The sequence below is a fragment of the Stutzerimonas sp. R40042 genome (genome assembly GCF_026642215.1).
In the GTDB taxonomy this organism is placed as follows: Bacteria; Pseudomonadota; Gammaproteobacteria; order Pseudomonadales; family Pseudomonadaceae; genus Stutzerimonas; species Stutzerimonas frequens.
In genome coordinates this window covers 2494571-2515956 of the sequence record NZ_CP113258.1, presented here as the reverse complement: position 1 = coordinate 2515956, position 21386 = coordinate 2494571, and the positions used below count along the sequence as shown (strand labels likewise).

11 protein-coding genes are annotated in these 21386 nt (G+C 64.3%); 9 read left to right on the top strand and 2 right to left on the bottom strand.

The features are described 5' to 3' along the window. Positions 1-185 precede the first annotated feature (185 nt). The 5 genes from OUY36_RS11830 (at position 186) to OUY36_RS11810 (ending at position 9514) form a co-directional block, all read left to right on the top strand. A complete protein-coding gene (locus OUY36_RS11830) occupies positions 186-1868 on the top strand; it encodes an autotransporter assembly complex protein TamA (RefSeq protein ID WP_267938165.1) in 1683 nt (560 codons plus the stop codon). After that, on the top strand, positions 1868-5548 hold the full coding sequence (locus tag OUY36_RS11825; protein WP_267934429.1) for a translocation/assembly module TamB domain-containing protein: 3681 nt from the start codon (positions 1868-1870) through the stop codon (positions 5546-5548). Before OUY36_RS11830 ends, OUY36_RS11825 begins: the two co-directional genes overlap by 1 nt. A gap of 492 nt (positions 5549-6040) precedes the next feature. After that, a complete protein-coding gene (locus OUY36_RS11820) occupies positions 6041-7384 on the top strand; it encodes an alanine/glycine:cation symporter family protein (RefSeq protein ID WP_063540516.1) in 1344 nt (447 codons plus the stop codon). A gap of 136 nt (positions 7385-7520) precedes the next feature. Further along, the gene (gene tpx / locus OUY36_RS11815) at positions 7521-8021 is read left to right on the top strand and encodes a thiol peroxidase (RefSeq protein ID WP_267934427.1); all 501 of its coding nucleotides are present in this window, start codon (positions 7521-7523) and stop codon (positions 8019-8021) included. 305 nt (positions 8022-8326) lie between these two features. Continuing rightward, positions 8327-9514, top strand: a complete 1188-nt coding sequence (locus OUY36_RS11810) for an NAD(P)-dependent oxidoreductase (RefSeq protein WP_110776920.1) — start codon at positions 8327-8329, stop codon at positions 9512-9514. Positions 9515-9608: 94 nt separating this feature from the next. Here OUY36_RS11810 and murJ read toward each other — a convergent pair whose 3' ends face one another. Next, the gene (gene murJ, locus OUY36_RS11805) at positions 9609-11075 is read right to left on the bottom strand and encodes a murein biosynthesis integral membrane protein MurJ (protein ID WP_267934426.1); all 1467 of its coding nucleotides are present in this window, start codon (positions 11073-11075) and stop codon (positions 9609-9611) included. A 285-nt stretch (positions 11076-11360) separates the two neighbouring features. On the opposite strand from murJ, the gene OUY36_RS11800 reads away from it, so the two are divergent. The 4 genes from OUY36_RS11800 to OUY36_RS11785 are packed head-to-tail and all read left to right on the top strand — an operon-like array spanning position 11361 to position 20284. After that, the gene (locus OUY36_RS11800) at positions 11361-12602 is read left to right on the top strand and encodes an MdtA/MuxA family multidrug efflux RND transporter periplasmic adaptor subunit (RefSeq protein WP_267934425.1); all 1242 of its coding nucleotides are present in this window, start codon (positions 11361-11363) and stop codon (positions 12600-12602) included. Then, a complete protein-coding gene (locus OUY36_RS11795) occupies positions 12599-15676 on the top strand; it encodes an MdtB/MuxB family multidrug efflux RND transporter permease subunit (RefSeq protein ID WP_267934424.1) in 3078 nt (1025 codons plus the stop codon). Before OUY36_RS11800 ends, OUY36_RS11795 begins: the two co-directional genes overlap by 4 nt. Positions 15677-15704: 28 nt before the next feature. Beyond that, positions 15705-18809 carry an efflux RND transporter permease subunit gene (locus OUY36_RS11790; protein ID WP_102841056.1) on the top strand — a complete coding sequence of 1035 codons (3105 nt, stop codon included), beginning with the start codon at positions 15705-15707 and terminating at the stop codon, positions 18807-18809. Next, positions 18806-20284 (top strand): efflux transporter outer membrane subunit, encoded by a 1479-nt coding sequence (locus tag OUY36_RS11785; protein WP_270053841.1) that lies wholly within the window; start codon positions 18806-18808, stop codon positions 20282-20284. The genes OUY36_RS11790 and OUY36_RS11785 overlap by 4 nt, the downstream gene beginning before the upstream one ends. Before the next feature lie 85 nt (positions 20285-20369). Here OUY36_RS11785 and OUY36_RS11780 read toward each other — a convergent pair whose 3' ends face one another. Continuing rightward, a complete protein-coding gene (locus OUY36_RS11780; RefSeq protein ID WP_208216089.1) occupies positions 20370-21362 on the bottom strand; it encodes a TRAP transporter substrate-binding protein in 993 nt (330 codons plus the stop codon). Positions 21363-21386 lie beyond the last annotated feature (24 nt).

Below are 21386 nucleotides of genomic sequence, written 5' to 3'. Positions count from 1 at the left end.
ATTTTATCCGGGCGGGTCAGTCTGACTGGTCTGAAGCTACGCGATGTCAGCCGATGCCCGTCCCCCCGCAAGATCGCCTTACACACTGTCTAGCCCGCTCTTTCGGGCTCGCTCGGAAACACGTGCTAGCATCGCTGGCTATGTGCAAATCGAACCGAATCGGCCCGCTGGTAGCCGCACTTGTGATGTTGAGCGGCATCCATGCCAGCGCCGCCGAGCTCGACGTTCGCATCGAGCCTGAGAATCGGGCGCTTAGGGAAAATATCGAGAACTACATAGGCGACCTGGGCGACCGGGATGCGCGCGAGTTGCTGCGCTACAGCCGGGTGGCGCAGCGTCAGGCAGAGAAAGCCCTGCAAGCGCTGGGCTACTACCGCAGCCGCATCCGCACCGACGTGCGTGAGGGCGAGGAACCGACCCTGGTGCTGCGGGTGCGAACCGGCGAACCGGTGCGCTTACGCAACATCAATGTGCGGCTGGAAGGGCCGGCGGCGGAATTTTCGGGCTTTCGCGTCACTCAGCGCAGCCTGCGTCAGGGCGATGTGCTCAATCACGGCCGCTACGAGGACGTGAAACAGCAGTTCCTCAATCAGGCTTCGCGCTTCGGTTATTTTGACGGGCGCTTCACTCAGCAGCGGCTGGCGGTCGATCCGCGGGAGAACATCGCGGACATCGATCTGGTGTTCGACAGCGGCCCGCGTTACCGGCTGGGGGACGTGCGTTTCGAAGGCGATGCGCCATTCGACGACGACCTGCTGTCGCGCATGGTGCCTTTCGAGGCCAATACACCTTACGACTCGGAGCTGATCGCCGAACTGACCCAGGCGCTGCAGTCCAGCGGTTATTTCGAGGGTGTGCGGGTCGATGCCAACCCCACCAGTGCTCGCGATCAGCGGATCCCCGTCGCGGTCAGTCTGACAACTCGCAAGCCGCGTACCTTCGGGCTCGGGCTCGGCTATTCCACCGACGTCGGGCCGCGTATCCGCCTGGACTGGACACGCCACTGGGTCAATCCGCAAGGTCACAGCTACGGCGCCGAGGCCGAGTTGTCCGCGCCAAGGCAGAACGTCGGCCTCTGGTACGACATTCCCCTCGACCCACCGTTGACCGACAAGCTGCGCTTCGTCGGCGGCTATCAGTATGAGGAGATCGCCGGCACCGACAGCCTCAGCCGCCTGCTCAGAGTCGGCCCCGAGTGGCACAGCCAGCTGCCCAGTGGCTGGTTGCGGGTTCTCTCATTGAAATGGCAGCACGAGGAATACCGCCTCGGCGACGATTCGGGGCTGAGCACGCTGCTGATGCCCGGTGTCGCCTACAGTTACCTGCGCAGCGACAACCGTATCGACCCCAGCCATGGCTATCGCCTGCAGTTCGAGCTGGCCGCGGCCAAGGCGGGGCTGTTGTCGGATGCCGATCTGATCCACGCCAATGCCCAGCTGCGCGGGTTGACCACCTTGGGTAAGCGGCATCGCTTTCTCGGTCGCGTGCAACTGGGCGGCAACTGGACGGATGAATACGTCAATGTGCCCCCTTCATTGCGTTATTTCGCCGGTGGCGACCAGAGCGTGCGCGGCTACGACTACCAGAGCCTGTCACCGACCAACTCCGATGGCGACAAGATCGGCGGCCGCTATCAGTTCGCGGTCAGCGCCGAGTATCAGTATTCGATCAGCGAGAAGTGGCGTGTCGCCACCTTCTTCGATCAGGGCAATGCTTTCAACTCGCTGGAAATTCCCACGCTGAAAAGTGCCGTAGGCGTCGGTGTGCGCTGGGTATCGCCGGTCGGTCCGATTCGCGTCGATGTCGCTCATCCGCTGGATGGCGACGGTGGCGTCCGCCTGCACTTTTCCATGGGGCCGGAGCTGTGATGCGGGTACTGCGTGGGCTTGGCTGGACGCTGCTTGGGCTGATACTGCTCGTGCTCATCGTCACCGCCGTGCTGCTCGGCACCGCCAGCGGCAGCCGCTGGTTGCTCGAGCAGGTGCCGGAGCTGACGGTCGAAGCGTTCGAGGGTCGACTCGGCCAGCGCTGGCAGGCCGAGCGGCTGATCTGGGAGCAGGGCGGCAGTCGCGTCGAAGTGCAACAGCCCCGTCTTGCCTGGTCACCGGCATGCCTGCTCAGACGCACGCTGTGCATCGACGAGCTGGTCACCGGCGACATCGACCTCAGCTTCCCGCCCAGCGAGCCTGACCCGGCGGCGGAGCCCTTCAGCTTGCCTGAGCTCGATCTACCGCTGGCACTGCAAGTCGAACATATTGAGATTGGCCGGGTGACGCTCAATGAAAGCGAGCAGGTGCGAAACCTGTATCTGCAGGCCAACTGGCGTGCGGATGGCCTGGACATCCAACGCCTCGACGTGCGCAGGGCGGATGTGGACCTGTCAGTGACTGGCCGACTGCAGCCCAACGGCGCCTGGCCGCTGCAGCTGCAGGGGCAGGCAGCGCTGCAGTCGCCTGATGACGAGCAGCCGTGGGCTCTGCAGCTCGCGGTCGCGGGTGAGCTGCGTGAGCAGCTGCAACTCGAGGTCGAGAGTCAGGGCTATCTCGACGGCACGCTCAGCGGCCAGGTTCGTGCACTGGACGAGCGATTGCCGGCGAACATCAGGCTCACCGCAAACGGTTTCAAGGCAATGCCCGATCTGCCGGAAACCCTGCGCCTGCAGGAGCTGGAAATCACCGCGACCGGCGATATCGAAGATGGCTACCACCTGCTCGGCACCAGTCGGCTGCCGGGCGAGGGCGGTGCCGTGCGCCTGGCGCTCGAAGGCATAGTCAACCCAAGCGGCGCAGAGATCGACGTGCTCGAGCTGGATGCCGGGCAGCAGCGCCGGGTGAGCCTTTCTGGCGACATCGCCTGGCAAGACGGACTGGCCGCCAACGCCGAGCTGGCGTGGCGCGATTTTCCCTGGCGACGGCTCTACCCGGCGATCGAGGGGCCGCCGGTGACGCTGCGCGAACTCAACGCGCAGATCCAGTACGACAATGGTAACTACCTCGGCAACTTCGATTCGGCGATGACCGGGCCGGCCGGAGATTTCACATTAAATAGCCCGGTCAGCGGCAACCTCGAAGCCGTGCATCTGCCGCAACTGCAACTGCAGGCCGGGCAGGGCAGTGCGACGGGTTCGTTGAGTGTCGGTTTCGCCGAGGGCGTGGACTGGAAAGCGGACCTGACGCTTAGCGAACTCGATCCGGCGTACTGGCTGGCCGAGCTGCCGGGCAATCTCGGCGGTTCGTTGAAAAGCCAGGGCGCCTTGCGTGACGAGCAGTTGCAGGCCGAGGCGAGCCTCGACATCGCTGGGCGCCTGCGCGGCCAGAACACCAGCCTGCAATTGCAGGCCAATGGCGAAGGCGAACGCTGGAACCTGCCGGTCATCGAACTGCGCATGGGCGATAACCGCGTGCACGGCAGCGGCACCTGGGCACAGACGCTGGATGGTCGGTTGCAACTGGAGCTGAGCCGCCTGGCACAGCTGTGGCCCGGCCTCAGGGGGCGAGTGAACGGTGAGGTCACGCTGGCGGGAACCGCAGCGGCGCCGAGCGGGCAACTCGAGCTCAGCGGCCGCAACCTCGCTTATCAGGACAATCGGCTGCGGCGCCTCAGCGTGCAGGGTCAGCTATCCGATGGGGAGCGCGGTCGGCTGGCGCTAGATGCCGAGCGAATCCGCGCAGGCGAGACCGATCTTGGCGCGCTGCGGATCAATGCCCAAGGCACTGCCGAGCGGCATCAGGCCGAGCTGCAGCTGCAGGGTCCGTTGCTCGACCTGGCGCTGGCCTTCGATGGCAGATTGCGCGGAGAGGACTGGCTTGGCCGGCTGACGCGCGGCGAGCTCAGCGCGCAGCAGCAGGACTGGGCCCTGCAACAGCCCGCGACACTGCAGCGTTTTGCCGATGGCCGACTGGAATTCGGTGCGCATTGTTGGCGCTCCGGGCCCGCGAGCCTCTGTGCGGAGAATCAGCGTCTGCTGCCGGAGCCGCAGATTCGCTATCGCCTGCGTGATTTCTCACTGCAGACCCTGGCCGAGTATCTGCCCGAAGATTTCCGCTGGCAGGGCGAGCTGAATGCCGATATCGAGCTGGACCTTCCCGCTGGCGGACCCAATGGCCGGGTTCAAGTCGACGCCGGCCCCGGCGTGCTGCGCATTCGCGATGCAGACGAGTGGCATGACTTCCCCTATCAGACCCTGGCGCTGAACAGCCGCCTGCTCCCGGAGCGGATCGACAGCCAGCTGCGCTTCCAGGGCGGTGAGCTGGGCGAACTGGACGTGCAGCTGCAGATCGATCCGCGCCCTGCGGCCAAGCCAATCGATGGCGAGTTTCGCCTGAGTGGTCTCGATCTTTCGGTGGCGCGCCCGTTTGTGCCGATGGTCGAGCGTTTGCGCGGCGAACTGAACGGCAGTGGCCAGTTGGCCGGCACTCTGCAGCAGCCGACGCTCAATGGCCAGCTGCTGTTGAGCGACGGGGAGATCGCCGGCAGTGAACTGCCGACGACCTTCGAAGACCTACGGGTGCGCATGCTGATCGAGGGCGAGCGACTGGAAATCGACGGCAACTGGCGAGCTGGCGAACAGGGCCGCGGCAGCCTGAACGGCGCACTGGACTGGCGGAACGAACTGGATCTGGACCTGGCAATCAAGGGGAGTCGCCTGCCGGTGGTGGTCGAGCCTTACGCCGACCTTGAAGTCGAGCCCGACCTGCGCATCGTTCTGAGCGGCCAGCAACTGGCCGTCAGTGGTCGGGTCGAGGTGCCACGGGGCGCGATCACCGTGCGTGAGTTGCCGCCGTCGACGGTGAAGGTATCCGAAGACACCGTGATCGTCGGTCGCGAAGCCGAGGAGCCGGCGACACCGCTGGCGGTAAAGATGGATATCGATGTCGAGGTCGGCCAGGATCGCCTGCGCTTCTCCGGCTTCGGCCTGACCGCGGATCTCGCCGGCTACCTGCATATTGGCGACAACCTGGATGCGCGCGGCGAGCTGCAGCTGAAGAACGGCCGCTATCGCGCCTACGGTCAGCGACTGACCATCCGGCGTGCCGAGCTGCTGTTTACCGGCCTGATCAGCCAGCCATTCCTCAATATCGAGGCGATCCGCCGGATCGAGGCGGAAAACGTGGTGGCCGGCCTGCGCATCACCGGTAGCGCCGAACAGCCGCGCATCGACGTCTTTTCCGAACCCGCTATGAGTCAGGAACAAGCGTTGGCCTATCTCGTGCTCGGCCGTCCGCTGGGTGCCGATACCGGGGACAGCAACCTGCTGGCCCAGGCTGCGCTGGGCCTCGGTCTGGCTGGCAGTTCATCGATTACCGGCGGGTTGGCGCAACGACTGGGCATTCAGGATTTCCAGCTGGACACCGAAGGCACGGGCGCCAGCACCAGCGTGGTCGCGACCGGACGGCTGACCGAACGGCTGGCCCTGCGCTATGGCGTGGGCGTGTTCGAGCCGTCCAATACCATCGCGCTGCGTTATCAACTGACGCGGCGGATTTTTCTCGAGGCGGCCAGCGGTCTGGCCAGTTCGCTGGACATTTTCTACCGCCGCAATTTCTGAGCGCAGGCACGGCGTGGCTGCAGGGCGGCCGTCGCCTTGCGGCGCTGTTCTACCCGGCCGATCGATCTGATATGGCAATAGCCGCACCAAAGCGCGCCAGCGATCACTGGCGCGCGCACCAGACTGGGCTACGCTGAGTTCGCTTTGCTTGCCATTCGCTATTCAGCGGGCGCGGCTGTCCGGGTTTGACCGTTCGGTCTGGTTCCTGCGTCGATTCGATCATCGAATCTGGCGCGATTGCCCCGCGCCCAACGAGCGAATGCAGTGGTAGCATCCACGCTTCCGACCGTCGCGGTCATCGCCGCGCAACGCTCTAGCACGAGTCTTGCAAAGCGCTGCGGACCTCAGCGCTTAGCAGCTCCAGAGGCGGATCGGAGTCGTCGGTACCTGGTCGCTGAAAAACCACCGCCACAAGCGTCATGTTTTTCAACGGCTCCACGGTAGCGCGCCCCCAACGCGAGGGAACTCGCCTATAAGAAATAAGGTGCTCGAATGGAATTTCTGAACAACCTCGTCAATACCGTAAACGGCCTCGTCTGGGGGCCACCCATGCTGGTACTGATCCTCGGTACCGGTCTGTTCCTGATGATCTTCCTCAAGTTCATGCCGCTTACGCGCATCGGCACGGGCTTTGCGCTGATGTGGCGCGGTCGTGCCAAGGGAGATGATTCGACCGGTGAAATCAGCCCGTTCCAGGCGCTGATGACCTCCCTGGCCGCGACAGTGGGGACAGGGAATATCGCCGGTGTGGCGACCGCGATCTTTCTCGGCGGGCCGGGGGCGCTGTTCTGGATGTGGTGCACCGCGCTGGTCGGTATGGCGACCAAGTACTGCGAGGTCGTGCTGGCGGTTCATTACCGCGAGAAGGACGACCGGGGCGAGCACGTTGGCGGCCCGATGTACGCGATCAAGAACGGCCTGGGCAAGAAGTGGGTCTGGCTCGGCACCGCATTCGCCATCTTCGGCGGGCTGGCCGGCTTCGGCATTGGCAACATGGTGCAGGTCAACAGCATGGCGCATGCGCTGGAAACGACCTTTGCCGTACCGCTCTGGATGACTGGGCTGCTGACCATGGTGGTGGTCGGGCTGGTGATTCTTGGTGGCATCCGCCGCATCGGGGTGGTCGCCGCCTCGCTGGTGCCATTCATGTGTCTGGCCTACCTGATCGCCGCGGTGGTGGTGCTGGTGGTCAACGCTTCGGCGATTCCGGCAGCCTTCGACCTGATCTTCACCCACGCTTTCACCCCGATCGCCGCGACCGGCGGCTTCGCCGGTGCCGCGGTCATGGCGGCAATTCGCTTCGGTGTGGCTCGTGGCATCTTCTCCAACGAGGCGGGCCTCGGTACCGCCGGTATCGCTCAGGCGGCCGGCACCACCACCAGCTCGGTGCGCTCGGGCATGATCGGCATGCTGGGTACGTTCATCGACACCATCATCGTCTGCTCGATGACGGGCCTTGCGATCATCTGCACCGGCGTCTGGACCAGCGGCGAAAGCGGTGCGGCGCTGTCCGCGGCAGCCTTCGAGTCGGCCATGCCGGGTATCGGTGGCATCATCCTGACCATTGCACTGGTGGTCTTCGCCTTCACTACCATCCTGGGCTGGAGCTACTTCGGCGAGAAGTGCTGGGAGTTTCTGGTCGGCACGCGAGCCATCTGGCCTTTCCGTGTGATCTGGGTGCTGGCGGTTCCGTTCGGTGCCATCGCCCAGCTCGACTTCGCCTGGCTGTTGGCCGATACCCTTAACGGCCTGATGGCGATCCCCAACCTCGTTTCGCTGTTGCTGCTGAGTCCGGTAGTGGTCAAGCTGACCAAGGAATATTTCGCACGCAGCTGATGTCCGGTAACGGTCGGTAATCGCCCTAGATGGCTGTTCACCGATCGGCGGTCCGAGGCTACACTCGGGCCCTCTTTCAGGCCGTGGGGCTGATGGCCCCGCGGCCTTTTCGTGTCACCCATCGAGGAGCGAAGCAATGACAGAAGTCACCCTGAAAGGCACCCCCGTCCAGGTAGCTGGCGAGTTTCCGCAGGCCGGCCAGCAGGCTAAGCCGTTTCGCCTGGTAGGCGCCGACCTCGCCGACGTCGAGCTGGCAGCCTTTGCCGGCAAGCGCAAGATCCTCAACATCTTCCCAAGTGTCGATACGCCGACCTGCGCCACGTCGGTGCGCAAGTTCAATGCTCAGGCCAATGCGCTCGAGAACACCGTCGTGCTGTGCATCTCCGCCGACCTGCCGTTTGCGCAGAAACGCTTCTGTGGCACCGAGGGGCTGGAGAATGTAATCAACCTATCAACCATGCGGGGCGCCGAGTTCCTCAAGGACTACGGTGTGGCCATCGCCAGCGGCCCGCTGGCCGGCGTTGCCGCACGCGCGGTAGTCGTGCTGGATGAGCAGGATCGCGTGCTGCACAGCGAACTGGTCAGCGAAATCGGCAGCGAACCGAACTACGAGGCAGCTATCGCTTCACTTGCCTGAAGCTCAAATGGCTAATCGACGGCGAGTCCTTAGGGGCTCGCCGTTTTTTTTTGGCGACAGAAACCCATCGGCACAGGTGAAACCGCCTGTCGAGGTCAATTAGCGGAAACAGCAGGGTCGAACTACTTTCCGTGGTGTCGCTTACCCGAGGATTTCAGGGTGAGCGCAAGCCCACAAAGATGGCAATTAGGCAGCTTTTCTTAAAAATCTTTTCGCGCGGCTGCTGTCATAGAGCTGATGCCCATTGAATGGATTCAGTTATGCCTACCTCAGATGTCAAAAGAATCGGTATATCCGGAACCGGAATGATTGCCCACGGCATCGTTCGGTTGATCAACCGGCACTATCAGGACATGCAGATCTCCCGCGTCCTGACGCGCCGCCCGCTTTCCTCGCTGACTGACTTTCCGCTGCCCGAGGCACTGACCAACTCGCTGGACGAGCTGATCGATCATTCCGATCTGATCGTCGAATGCAGTGGTGATGTCTTCCACGGTACTTCGGTCATCGAACGGGCCTTCGAGGCTGGGCTGCAGGTGGTGACCGTCAACGCCGAGCTGCAGGTCACCACGGGTTCCTACCTGGCGGGGAAGGGCTTTCTCACCGAAGCCGAGGGCGATCAGCCTGGCTCGCTCGCCGCATTGCGCGAAGATGCGCTGCAGATGGGCTTCCAGCCGATGGTCTACGGCAACATGAAGGGCTATCTGAACCACGACCCGTCGCCCGAAGACATGGCCTACTGGGCCAATCGACAAGGCATCAGCGTTGACCAGACGACCTCCTTTACCGATGGCACCAAGGTGCAGATCGAACAGGTGATCCTCGGCAACGGCCTTGGCGCGACTATTACCCGCCAGGGGATGGAAGGGCTGGCCTCGACCAATCTGGACGACAGCGCCAGTTTGCTGGGAATGATGGCCGAGCGCGCTGGACAGCCGATCGTCGACTATGTGATCCCCTCAGGTTACCCAGCCGGTGGCGTGTTCCTGGTTGGGCGGCACGACGAGGATCAGGCCCGAGCCATCGAGTACTTCAAGCTGGGACGCGGGCCGTTCTACACGCTGGTCAGGCCGTTCCATCTGTGTTCGCTGGAGGTGGGCAAGACCCTGCGCCGCGTACTGGACGGCGGCGGTGTGCTGCTCAACAACTCGACCGAGCCGACCTTGGGCGTGGCGGCGATTGCCAAGCGCGCCATGAAGCCCGGTGAGCTGATCGATCGTGGAATCGGTGGCTTCCAGTTCCGTGGCGAGGCGATCAAGCTCGCCGAGCATCCGGATCACGTACCCATCGGCCTGCTACGCAAGACGGCGCTCAAGCGTGCGGTCGAGCCGGGGCAGATCATCACCTTCGACGATATCGATATCCTGCCCAGTCGTGCGCTGGACATCGTCATGGAGCAGCGCCGACCGCGTCCGCAGAAATCCGATGCCACATCGGACGGCTGGACGACGCCCTGCGTCAGCACCATGGGAATGCTCGCCCTGGGGGGGTGAGCATGAACATCCTGACGACAAGGCCGCTGCACCACGCAGCGGCCTTGTCGTTTCTGCCGTTGGAACTTCAGCTCATGACGGCGGTGAGCGTCTGTCAGGCCTTGCGCATCGACCAATAGCGCGGACGGAACAGATCACGCTCACCCAGCAGGGTGACCCCTGCGGCGAAACCCACCAGCACCAGCCCGATGTAAAGGCACAGTTCGACGAAGCCCTGTGGCTGCGGCAGGAAATGCACTGCCCCGGCGAGCGCTACTGCGGTCGCCAGCCAGCGCGCCAGTACGGCCACGCCGGCGCCTCGGGGCGAGGTACGGTAGACGAACAGCCCCATGAACAGCGCCTGCAACATGGCCCCGCTGGTGAAGGCCAGTGCCAGCCCGGCGGCGCCGTAGTGGCGATAGAGCGCAGCATCCAGCGCTATGGTCATGACCGAGCTGATCAGCGTGATGACCAGGAACAGACGCGCCTGGTGCTGCGCAAGCAACGCCCGTCCCCACAGCAGGGCAAGTCCCATCGCCGGTAGGCCGAGCGCGTAGATCACCATCAGCGAAGCCGTTGCCTGCGTCTGGGCCGTGCCGAACTGCCCACGTTCGAGCAACACCGAGACTACCGCCTCGGGGAAGGAGCACAGCACCACTGCGGCAGGAACGAGGAACAACAGCGTCGCCAGCAACCCCTTGCGAATCACAGCGGCGTGACCGCTATGGTCCTGGTCGTTCCAGCTTGAGGAAAACTGCGGAAACAAGACCGACAGCACCGACATGGCGTACAGCGTCAGCGGAATGGTGACGATGCGGAAGGCGAAGGAAAGCATGGTGATGCTGCCTTCCTCGAGAAACGAGGCGAACATGCGTTCGGCGAGTATGCATGCCTGCTGCGCCCCGGCAGCCAGCAGCACTGGCGCGAACGCGAGTCCGAACTGACTGCCGTGTCCCTTCTCCAGCGGCAACGCTTCGCCACGCATGTAGCGGATGCGCCGGTGCTGGACGATGATCAGCGCAACCTGCGGCAGCAGCATGCCGAGGAAGATCACCATGCCACTGGGCTCGAACAACAGAATGCCGACGATCGCCCCGGCATTGAGTAGCAGCGTGCGCGTCATCGGCATGATGAACACGTTGTCCATGTTCAGCAGTGCGCCCTGGCAGTAAAGCGCCGCTTGCACGGCGATCAGCAGGGCGCCGACACAGAACACCAGCTGACCGCTGGCTACTTGCTCGGTGGTCCAACCGGGCGCCAGCGCGTTGAGTACCCAGTAGCTGGAGAGCACGATCAGTGCGCAGGCGGCGGCACCGAGCAGCATCACACGCCAGTACAGCCAGCGCGCGACCGCCTCGAACAGCGATTCCGACTGGCTGCGCAGCTTCTGCAGGTAGGGAATCATGGTGTCGCGCAATGCCAGGCCGAGGAAGTTCTCGAAGAACAGCGGCAGGATCAGCGCAACGAAGATGAGATCCGCTTCCCAGCTGAGGCCGAACGAGCGGGCGATGAACAGATCGCGAAGAAAACCGAGAAGAAAGCTGGCGACGGTGAGCGCCAGAATGACCAGCGATGCATTCATTCCTTGATCCTATGCCGGCCATCGATGAGGCGATGGCTCGTTGAACGACACGACAATGTCCGATTTCGACGTGCTGCAAAGCGCGGGGCTTGCTCACAGCGCTCCACTCGCGCACGGGCCGCGAGAGGAACGCTAGATAGACTTAAGACCTGCTCCATGGTTCCAGGCCCATGGCTCTGAACCGGTCATCGTGTACATGCCGATACGTAAAAATGCCGTAAAGGCACTTTGCGAGCGGATCGCGACTGCTTATGGTTCACGCTCCTTTCCAAGCGAACTCCGTTCATGTCCGAGACGCATCCCACATCCACGCGCTCCAGCCTTCGCTGGGTGGTTCTAATCATCGCCGTCATCGCCATTGCGGCGCTGATCTGGTGGCTATGGCCCGCTGCCAAGGAGGCCCCGCAGCGCCCGGGTGGTCGACCGGGATTCGGCGCGTTCGGCGGCCCGGTTCCGGTGCGTGTCGCGACGGTAGAGCAGGGCGAGTTCGAGGTGTTCCAGAAAGCCTTGGGCAGCGTGACGCCGTTGAACACGGTCAATGTGCGCAGCCGGGTCGGCGGCGAGCTGGTGGAGCTGCGCTTCGAGGAGGGGCAGCGCGTCAAGAAAGGCGACCTGCTGGCCGTGATTGATCCGAGGCCTTACAAGGTCGCGCTACAACAGGCCGAAGGCACGCTGCAGCAGAACCGTGCGCAGCTGAGGAATGCCCAGGTGGATCTCGAGCGCTATCGCGGCCTGTACGCCGAAGACAGCATTGCCAAGCAGACACTGGATACCCAAGAGGCGCTGGTCAGCCAATATCAGGGCACGCTGGCGGCGAATCAGGCTGCGGTCAACGAGGCGCGCCTGAACCTGGAGTTCACCCAGATCCGCTCACCCATCGACGGTCGAGTCGGTCTTCGCCAACTTGACGCAGGTAACCTGGTGTCGGCCAATGACACCACGCCGCTGGCGGTCATCACGCAGACCCAGCCCATGTCGATCAGCTTCACCCTGCCCGAGGGTGACCTGCTGCCGGTACTGACCCGCTATCGGCAGGGCGACGAGCTGGCGGTGCAGGCCTGGGATCGTGGCGAACGCGTGCTGTTCGGCGAGGGCGTGCTGGAAAGTATCGACAACCAGATCGACCCGACCACCGGCACCCTGCGGCTCAAGGCGCGCTTCGATAACGAGCCCGAGCTGCTGATCCCCAACCAGTTCGTCAACGTCCGCCTGCGGGTGGAGACCCTGGCCGATGCTGTACTCATTCCCTCCGCGGCGCTGCAGTTCGGCTCGCGCGGTACCTTCGCCTACGTCGTCGGCGACGACAGCAAGGTGGAACTGCGATCGCTAGAGGCCGGCCCTACCAATGGCGAAACCACCGTGGTGCTCAAGGGCCTCGAAGTCGGCGAGCGCGTGGTGATGGAAGGCACCGACCGCCTGCGTGACGGTGCTGAGGTCGAGGTCGTGAGCGGCCAGCGAATGGCCGAGGAGGCGGCCGAGAAGCCGGTCCTAGGTGGCGACGAGGCCGCGGAGCGCGAGGCGCGATGAATATCTCCCGCCTGTTCATCCTGCGGCCGGTGGCGACCACGCTGAGCATGGTCGCGATCCTGCTGGCCGGGTTGATCGCCTACAAGCTGCTGCCGGTGGCTGCGCTGCCGCAGGTCGATTACCCGACTATCCGCGTGATGACACTCTACCCGGGCGCAAGCCCTGAGGTGATGACCAGCGCGGTAACCGCTCCGCTGGAGCGCCAGTTCGGCCAGATGCCGGGGCTCGCGCAGATGTCCTCGACCAGCTCGGGTGGTGCCTCGTTGATCACCCTGCGCTTCTCGCTGGAAGTGGCGCTGGATATCGCGGAGCAGGAAGTGCAGGCGGCAATCAACGCGGCGAACAACCTGCTGCCCAACGACCTCCCGGCGCCGCCGGTCTACAACAAGGTCAACCCGGCAGATACGCCAGTGCTGACGCTGGCGGTAAAGTCCGATGCGCTGCCGCTACCGCAGCTGCACGATCTGGTCGATACCCGCATGGCGCAGAAGCTGGCGCAGATCAACGGCGTCGGCATGGTCAGCATCGCCGGCGGGCAGCGGCCGGCGGTGCGTATCCGTACCAATCCAGAAGCGCTGGCCGCCTATGGCCTGTCGCTGGCCGACGTGCGTTCGCTGATCGCCAACTCCAACGTCAACCAGCCCAAGGGCAACTTCGACGGACCGACGCGGGTGTCGATGCTCGACGCCAACGACCAGCTGGAGACGCCGGAGGAGTACGCCGAGCTAATCCTGACCTATCAGGACGGCGCCGCGCTGCGCCTGAAGGACGTAGCCGAGATCGTCGACGGCGCCGAGAACGAACGTCTCGCGGCCTGGGCCAACGAAAGCCAGGCCGTGCTGCTGAACATCCAGCGCCAGCCGGGCGCCAACGTGATCGAGGTGGTCGAGCGCATCCAGGCGTTGCTGCCGGAGGTGACCGCCAGCATGCCGGCCGGGCTCGACGTGATCGTGCTTACCGACCGCACCCAGACCATCCGCGCCGCGGTCACCGATGTACAGCATGAGCTGATGCTTGCCACCTTCCTGGTGGTGATGGTGACCTTCGTCTTTCTCAAGAAGCTGTCGGCCACGGTAATCCCGTCGATCGCGGTGCCACTGTCGCTGGTCGGCACCTTCGCCGTGATGTACCTGTGCGGCTTCTCGCTGAACAACCTGACGCTAATGGCGCTGACCATCGCCACCGGCTTCGTGGTCGACGATGCCATCGTCATGCTGGAGAACATCGCGCGGCACCTGGAGGAGGGCGAGACCCCGCTCAACGCGGCGCTCAAGGGCGCGAAGCAGATCGGTTTCACCCTGATCTCCCTGACCCTCTCGCTGATCGCCGTGCTGATCCCGCTGCTGTTCATGCAGGACGTGGTGGGCCGGCTGTTCCGCGAGTTCGCCATCACCCTTGCGGTGGCCATCCTCATCTCCCTGGTGGTCTCGCTGACGCTGACCCCGATGATGTGCGCCAAGCTGCTCAAACCCCACGCGGCAGAAGAGAAACCCGATTGGGTGGAGCGGCTGATCGGTGGCTATTCGCGCTGGCTGACCTGGGTGCTGCGCCACCAGACGCTGACCCTGGTGGTGGCAATCGTCACACTGGGGCTGACGGTTGTGCTCTACCTTGCCGTGCCCAAGGGCTTCTTCCCGGTGCAGGACACCGGCGTAATCCAGGGCATCAGCGAGGCACCGCAGTCGATCTCCTTCCGCGCCATGAGCGAGCGTCAACAGGCATTGGCGCGAGTGATTCTTGCCGATCCGGCGGTGGACAGTCTGTCGTCCTATATCGGCGTTGACGGCAGTAACGTCACGCTCAACAGCGGCCGTTTGCTGATCAACCTCAAGCCCCACGGCGGGCGCGACCTGACCGCCAGCCAGGTGATCGATCGCCTGCGGCCGGAGCTGGCAAAGGTGCCGGGTATCGAGCTGTATCTGCAGCCGGTGCAGGACCTGTCCATCGAGGACCGGGTCAGCCGCACGCAGTTCCAGTTCAGCCTGGAAACGCCGGACAGCGAGTTGCTGCAGGAGTGGACGCCGCGGCTGGTCGAGGCGCTGCGTGAGCGGCCGGAGCTGACCGACGTGGCCAGCGACCTGCAAAGCAACGGCCTGCAGATCTACCTGGACATCGACCGCGACGCGGCGGCGCGCCTCGGCATCCAGGTCGCGGACATCACCGATGCGCTGTACGACGCCTTCGGCCAGCGACAGATCTCCACCATTTTCACCCAGGCCAGCCAGTACCGCGTGGTGCTGGAGGCGGAGGCGGGCAACCGCCTCGGCCCGCAGGCGCTGGAACAGCTGTTCGTGCAGAGCGAAGGCGGCACGCCGGTGCGGCTGTCGAGCCTGGCAACCCTGGAACAGCGCAACGCACCGCTGCTGATCAACCATATCGGTCAGTTTCCGGCGGTGACCCTCTCGTTCAACCTGGCCAGTGGCGTGTCGCTCGGCAAGGCAGTGGAGGTGATCGAGACGGTTGAGCAGGAGATCGGCCTGCCGGCCGGAATCCAGACGCGCTTCCAGGGCGCCGCGGAGGCGTTCCGCGCCTCGCTGTCGAGCACGCTGCTGCTGATCCTTGCCGCGGTGGTGACCATGTACATCGTGCTCGGCGTGCTCTACGAGAGCTACATTCACCCGATCACCATCCTCTCCACGCTGCCCTCGGCTGCGGTGGGCGCCTTGCTTGCCTTGTTGCTGACCGGTAACGACCTCGGGCTGATCGCGATCATCGGCATCATCCTGTTGATCGGCATCGTCAAGAAGAACGCGATCATGATGATCGACTTCGCCCTTGAGGCCGAACGGCAGCAAGGCATGAGCCCGCAGGATGCGATCTACCGCGCGGCGCTGCTGCGCTTCCGGCCGATCCTGATGACCACCCTGGCGGCACTGTTCGGTGCGATTCCGCTGATGCTGGCGTCCGGTTCCGGCGCTGAGTTGCGCCAGCCGCTCGGCCTGGTGCTGGTTGGCGGTCTGCTGCTCAGTCAACTGCTGACGCTGTTCACCACGCCGGTGATCTACCTGTTCTTCGACCGCCTCGGCCAGCGCTTCGGGCGCCGTCGCGAGCCGCTGGCGGAGGCGCAAGCGTGAGCCGGACTGCAATCGCGCGGGGGCAGGCATGAACCTTTCTGCCCCGTTCATCGCCCGCCCGGTGGCGACGATGCTGCTCAGCCTGGCGATCCTGCTGCTGGGTGGGGTCAGCTTCGGCCTGCTACCGGTGTCGCCGCTGCCGAACATGGATTTCCCGGTGATCACCGTGCAGGCCAGCCTGCCCGGCGCCAGCCCGGAAATCATGGCCTCCAGCGTGGCCACGCCACTGGAGCGCTCGCTGGGCAGCATCGCCGGGGTCAGCCAGATGACCAGCCGCAGCAGCCAGGGCTCGACGCGGATCATCATCCAGTTCGATCTGGATCGCGACATCAATGGAGCTGCCCGCGATGTGCAGGCAGCGATCAACGCCGCGCGCAACCTGTTGCCCAGCGGCATGCGCAGCATGCCCACCTATCGCAAGATCAACCCGTCCCAGGCGCCGATCATGGTGCTCTCGCTGACCTCGGACGTGCTGGACAAGGCCGAGCTGTACGACATCGGCTCCACCATCCTGGCGCAGAAGCTGTCGCAGGTGTCCGGCGTTGGCGAGATCCAGGTCGGTGGCAGCTCGTTGCCGGCGGTGCGCGTCGAATTGCAGCCGCAACAGCTGGAACAGTACGGCGTTTCGCTGGACGAGGTGCGCCAGACCATCGCCAATGCCAACGTGCGCCGGCCCAAGGGCATGGTCGAGGACGCCGACCGGCACTGGCAGGTGCGCGCCAACGACCAACTCCACCAGGCCGCCGACTACACGCCGCTGATCATCCGCTACCAGGACGGCGCCGCGCTGCGCCTGGGTGACGTGGCACGGGTTCGGGACTCGGTCGAGGACCGCTACAACAGCGGTTTCTTCAACAATGAGCAGGCGGTGCTGCTGATCGTCAACCGCCAGGCCGGTGCCAACATCATCGAAACCATCGAAGGCATTCGCCGTGAGTTGCCGGCGCTGCAGGCCATCATGCCGGGCAGCGTCGACCTGGATATCGCCATGGACCGCTCGCCGGTGATCCGCGCCACGCTGCACGAGGCCGAGCGCACGCTGCTGATCGCGGTGGGCCTGGTCATCGTGCTGGTGTTCCTGTTTCTCGGTCGCCTGCGCACCGCGCTGATTCCGGCGCTGGCGGTGCCGGTGTCGCTGGTCGGCACCTTCGCGGTGATGTACCTGTTCGGCTTTTCGCTGAACATCCTTTCGCTGATGGCACTGATCCTGGCCGCCGGCCTGGTAGTGGATGACGCCATCGTGGTGCTGGAGAACATCGCCCGGCATATCGATGAAGGCATGCCTCCGTTGAAGGCCGCCTATGTCGGTACCCGCGAAGTCGGATTCACGCTGTTGTCGATGAACCTGTCGCTGGTGGTGGTGTTCGTCTCGATCCTCTACATGGGCGGCATCGTCGAGCGGCTGTTTCGCGAGTTCTCCATCACCCTGGCGGCAGCGATCCTGGTTTCCCTGCTGGTCTCGCTGACGCTGACGCCGATGCTCTGCGCGCGTTGGCTCAAATCCCACGAAGCGGCGACGGAAGGGCGCCTGCAGCGCTGGAGCCACGCGGCGCACCAGTGGCTGCTGCGCTACTACGATCGCTCGCTGAGCTGGGCGCTGCGTCATCGGCGCATCACCCTGTTGAGCCTGCTGGCGACCATTGCGCTGAACGTGGTGCTCTACGTGCAGGTGCCCAAGACGTTCCTTCCACAGCAGGACACCGGTCAGCTGACCGGCTTCATCCGCGGCGACGACGGCCTGTCGTTCCAGGTCATGCAGCCGAAGATGGAGATTTTCCGCAAGGCGGTATTGGCCGATCCGGCAGTGGAGAGCGTGGCCGGCTTTATCGGCGGGCAGGGCGGCATCAACAATGCCTTCATGATCGTGCGCCTCAAGCCCCTGAGCGAGCGCAAGATCTCGGCGCAGAAGGTGATCGAGCGCATCCGCAAGAACCAGCCCACAGTGCCCGGCGGGCGCATGTTCCTCATGGCCGACCAGGATCTGCAGTTCGGCGGCGGCAGGCAGAGCAGCTCGGCCTATTCCTACACGTTGCTGGCGAGTGATCTCGGCGACCTGCGCACCTGGGTGCCACGGGTCACCCAGGCGCTTTCGGCGCTGCCCGAGCTGACCAGCATCGACGCCAATGATGGCGAAGGAGCGCAACAGATCACCCTCAAGGTCGACAGGGATGCCGCCAAGCGTCTGGGCATCGACATGAGCACGGTGACCACGCTGCTCAACAACGCCTTCAGTCAGCGGCAGATTTCCACTATCTACGAGGCGCTCAACCAGTACCGCGTGGTAATGGAAATCGACCCAGGCTACGCCGATTACCCTGAGGTACTCGAACAGATTCACGTCATCACCGGGGAGGGTCGCCGTGTTCCGCTGGCGGCCTTCGCACGCTACGAGCGCAGTCTGGAAGAAGACCGGGTCAGCCATGATGGCCAGTTCGCTGCGGAGAACATCGACTTCGACCTCGCCCCGGGCGTCAGCCTCGACCAGGCAACGCTGGCGATCGAGCGGGCGGTGGCGGCAATCGGCCTGCCGAGCGAGGTACAGGGCCGTCTCGGCGGCACCGGCAGCGCCTTCGAGAGCACTCAACAGGGCCAGCCGCTGATGATCCTTGGCGCCTTGCTGCTGGTCTACATCGTGCTGGGCATTCTCTATGAGAGTTACATTCACCCGCTGACCATTCTCTCGACGCTGCCATCGGCCGGAGTCGGCGCGCTGCTGGCGATCATCCTCACCGGCAACCAGTTCAGCCTGATTTCGTTGCTCGGGCTGTTTCTGCTGATCGGCGTGGTGAAGAAAAACGCGATCCTGATGATCGACCTGGCGCTGCAGTTCGAGCGCCAGGACAAGCTGTCGCCCGCCGAGTCGATTCACCAAGCCTGCCTGTTGCGCTTTCGCCCGATTCTGATGACCACCATGGCGGCGATCCTTGGCGCGCTGCCCTTGCTGCTCGGCGGCGCGGAGGGCGCCGAAATGCGCCAGCCGCTGGGCCTGACCATCATCGGTGGCCTGCTGCTGAGCCAGATCCTGACCCTCTACACCACGCCGGTGGTCTATCTGTACCTGGACCGTCTGCGTCATCGTTTCAACAGCTGGCGCGGTGTACGCACCGATGCCGCCCTGGAAAATTCGCTATGAGCCCGTTGTCGCTGAAGATGCCCCTGCAACCCATCGCCGCTGCCGTTCTGGCTCTGTCGTTGAGTGCCTGTACCCTGGGCCCGGACTATCAACGGCCGGAACTGCCGGTAGCCGCCGAGTTCAAGCAGGCCGAAGGCTGGAAGCCGGCGTCACCGGCCGATGTGCTGGCGCGTGGCGAGTGGTGGCGGCTTTATGGCGATGCCGAGCTGGACGCCCTGGTCGGCCGGCTGAATGTCGACAATCAGAACCTGGCAGCGGCCGAGGCGCAGTTCCGTCAGGCCCGGGCACTGGTACGTGGTGCACGCTCGCAGCTGTTCCCGATCCTTTCCGGCAGCGCCGGCGTGACCCGTTCGGCGCAGGGCAGCGGTAGCTCGGACACCAGCGGCGGCTCGTTCGGCAGTGGCGTCAGCGAAAGCTACGAAGCAGGTTTGAGTGCGTCCTGGGAAGCGGACATCTGGGGCCGGCTGCGGCGCAATCTGGAAGCGAACCGCGCCAGCATGCAGGCCAGCGCCGCAGACCTGGCCGCGGTGCGGCTGAGCCTGCAGGCCGAGTTGGTGCAGACCTACCTGCAACTGCGGGTGATCGACGAACATCAGCGCCTGCTCGATCAGACCGTCGCGGCCTACGCACGCTCGCTGCGCCTGACCGAGAACCAGTATCGGGCCGGTATCGTGCCGAAATCCGACGTCACCCAGGCGCAGACACAACTCAAGAGTACCCAGGCCCAGGCTATCGACCTGCGCTGGCAGCGGGCGCAGATGGAACACGCGATTGCCGTGCTCATCGGCGTTGCGCCCTCGGAGCTGGACATCGCGGTGCGCGAGGACATCCCGGCGCTGCCGGGCGTGCCGCTAGCCGTGCCGTCACAGTTGCTGGAGCGGCGTCCCGATATTGCCGCCGCCGAGCGCCAGGTTATGGCGGCCAACGCCAACATCGGCGTCGCCGAAGCGGCCTGGTATCCCGACCTGACGCTCTCCGCCAGCGGTGGCTACCGCAACAGTAGCTTCAGCGACCTGTTCAGCGTGCCCAACCGGTTCTGGTCGCTCGGCCCGCAACTCGCGCTGACACTGCTGGACTTCGGCAGCCGGCGCGCCGAACTGGAGCGTGCCGAAGCCAGTTACGACCAGACCGTGGCCACTTACCGGCAGACCGTGCTCGACAGCTTCCGCGAGGTGGAGGATTACCTGGTGCAGCTGCGAGTCCTGGAAGAGGAGGCGGTGGTGCAGCGCGAGGCGCTGGAGGCGGCACAGGAGTCCCTGCGTCTGATCGAGAACCAGTACCGGGCAGGCACCGTCGATTTCCTCAGCGTTGCCACGGTGCAGACCACCGCGCTGAACAACGAGCGCACCAACCTGACCCTGCTGGGCGATCGGCTGACCGCCAGTGTGCTGCTGATCGCCGCGCTGGGCGGTGGCTGGGACAGCGCGCAGCTGGATCAGTCACCGACGGCTGCGGCTTCGCCGGACGCGCCCTGATTCCAGTCGCGAGGTCGCTGCCGGAAAAAAAAGCCCCGCATGATCGGCGGGGCTTTTGCGTCCTAAGCGGCGTCGCGCGCGGCGGTCATTTGCGCTGCTTGCGATTGACGGTCTGGGCTGCCTTGATGATGTCGGCGCCGATCACCGGTTCGAACTGCTGCCAAACCGGACGCATCGCTTCGCGCCAGCGCTCGCGCTCTTCCGGGGTCAGGCTGACGATTTCGGTCGTTCCCGCCTGGCGAATGCGTTCGCGGTCGGCCTGATTCAGCTCCTCGGCCTCGCGGTTCACCATGTAGCTCACCTCGTCGAGGATGGCTTCCAGCTCGAAACGAATCTTGTGCGGCATGCCCATCCAGAAGCGGGTGTTGCTGACCACCATATAGTCGAGCACACCGTGGTCGCTCTCGATGATGTAGGGCTGCACGGTATGCATCTTCTTGCTGTAGATGTTCGACCAGGGGTTCTCCGCGCCCTGTACGGTACCGGTACGCAGGGCATCGTAGACATCGGCGAAGGCGATCTTCTGGGTTGAGGCGCCGACAGCACCGAACTGCGCCTCGAGCACGGCAGAGGGTTGGATGCGGAAGCTCAGCCCCGAGGCATCGCTTGGCAGGCGCAGCATGCGGGTCGCCGAGAGCTGCTTCATGCCGTTATGCCAGTAGGCCAGGCCGGTGATGTTCTGGTCTTCCATGGAGCGCAGCAGCTGCTTGCCCTTGGTGCGCTTCTGGAAGCGGTTTACCGCGTCGATATCGTCGAACAGGAAGGGCAGGTCGAATACCTGCAGCTGCTTGGTGTACTGCTCGAACTTCGCCAGTGACGGCGCCAGCAGCTGCACTTCGTTGTTGCGCAATGCCTCCAGCTCCGTGGCATCACCGAACAGCGTCGAATTCGGGTAGACCTCGACGCTTACCTGGCCCGGCAGACGCTCCTCGGCCAGGCGTTTGAACATCAGCGCACCCTTGCCCTTGGGCGTGTCTTCGGCCACTACGTGAGAGAACTTGATGACGATGGGCTCTGCCTGGGCAAAGGCGCTGGCGGCAGCCAGCACGAGCCCGGCAAGGGTAATGATCGGCTTCATGAAAGACTCTTTATTCTGGTTGGT

Coding starts and splice junctions, on each gene's coding strand:
- OUY36_RS11830 (WP_267938165.1), top strand. CDS start 186: ATGTTGAGCGGCATCCATGCCAGCGCCGCCGAGCTCGACGTTCGCATC.
- OUY36_RS11825 (WP_267934429.1), top strand. CDS start 1,868: ATGCGGGTACTGCGTGGGCTTGGCTGGACGCTGCTTGGGCTGATACTG.
- OUY36_RS11820 (WP_063540516.1), top strand. CDS start 6,041: ATGGAATTTCTGAACAACCTCGTCAATACCGTAAACGGCCTCGTCTGG.
- tpx (WP_267934427.1), top strand. CDS start 7,521: ATGACAGAAGTCACCCTGAAAGGCACCCCCGTCCAGGTAGCTGGCGAG.
- OUY36_RS11810 (WP_110776920.1), top strand. CDS start 8,327: ATGATTGCCCACGGCATCGTTCGGTTGATCAACCGGCACTATCAGGAC.
- murJ (WP_267934426.1), bottom strand. CDS start 11,075: ATGAATGCATCGCTGGTCATTCTGGCGCTCACCGTCGCCAGCTTTCTT.
- OUY36_RS11800 (WP_267934425.1), top strand. CDS start 11,361: ATGTCCGAGACGCATCCCACATCCACGCGCTCCAGCCTTCGCTGGGTG.
- OUY36_RS11795 (WP_267934424.1), top strand. CDS start 12,599: ATGAATATCTCCCGCCTGTTCATCCTGCGGCCGGTGGCGACCACGCTG.
- OUY36_RS11790 (WP_102841056.1), top strand. CDS start 15,705: ATGAACCTTTCTGCCCCGTTCATCGCCCGCCCGGTGGCGACGATGCTG.
- OUY36_RS11785 (WP_270053841.1), top strand. CDS start 18,806: ATGAGCCCGTTGTCGCTGAAGATGCCCCTGCAACCCATCGCCGCTGCC.
- OUY36_RS11780 (WP_208216089.1), bottom strand. CDS start 21,362: ATGAAGCCGATCATTACCCTTGCCGGGCTCGTGCTGGCTGCCGCCAGC.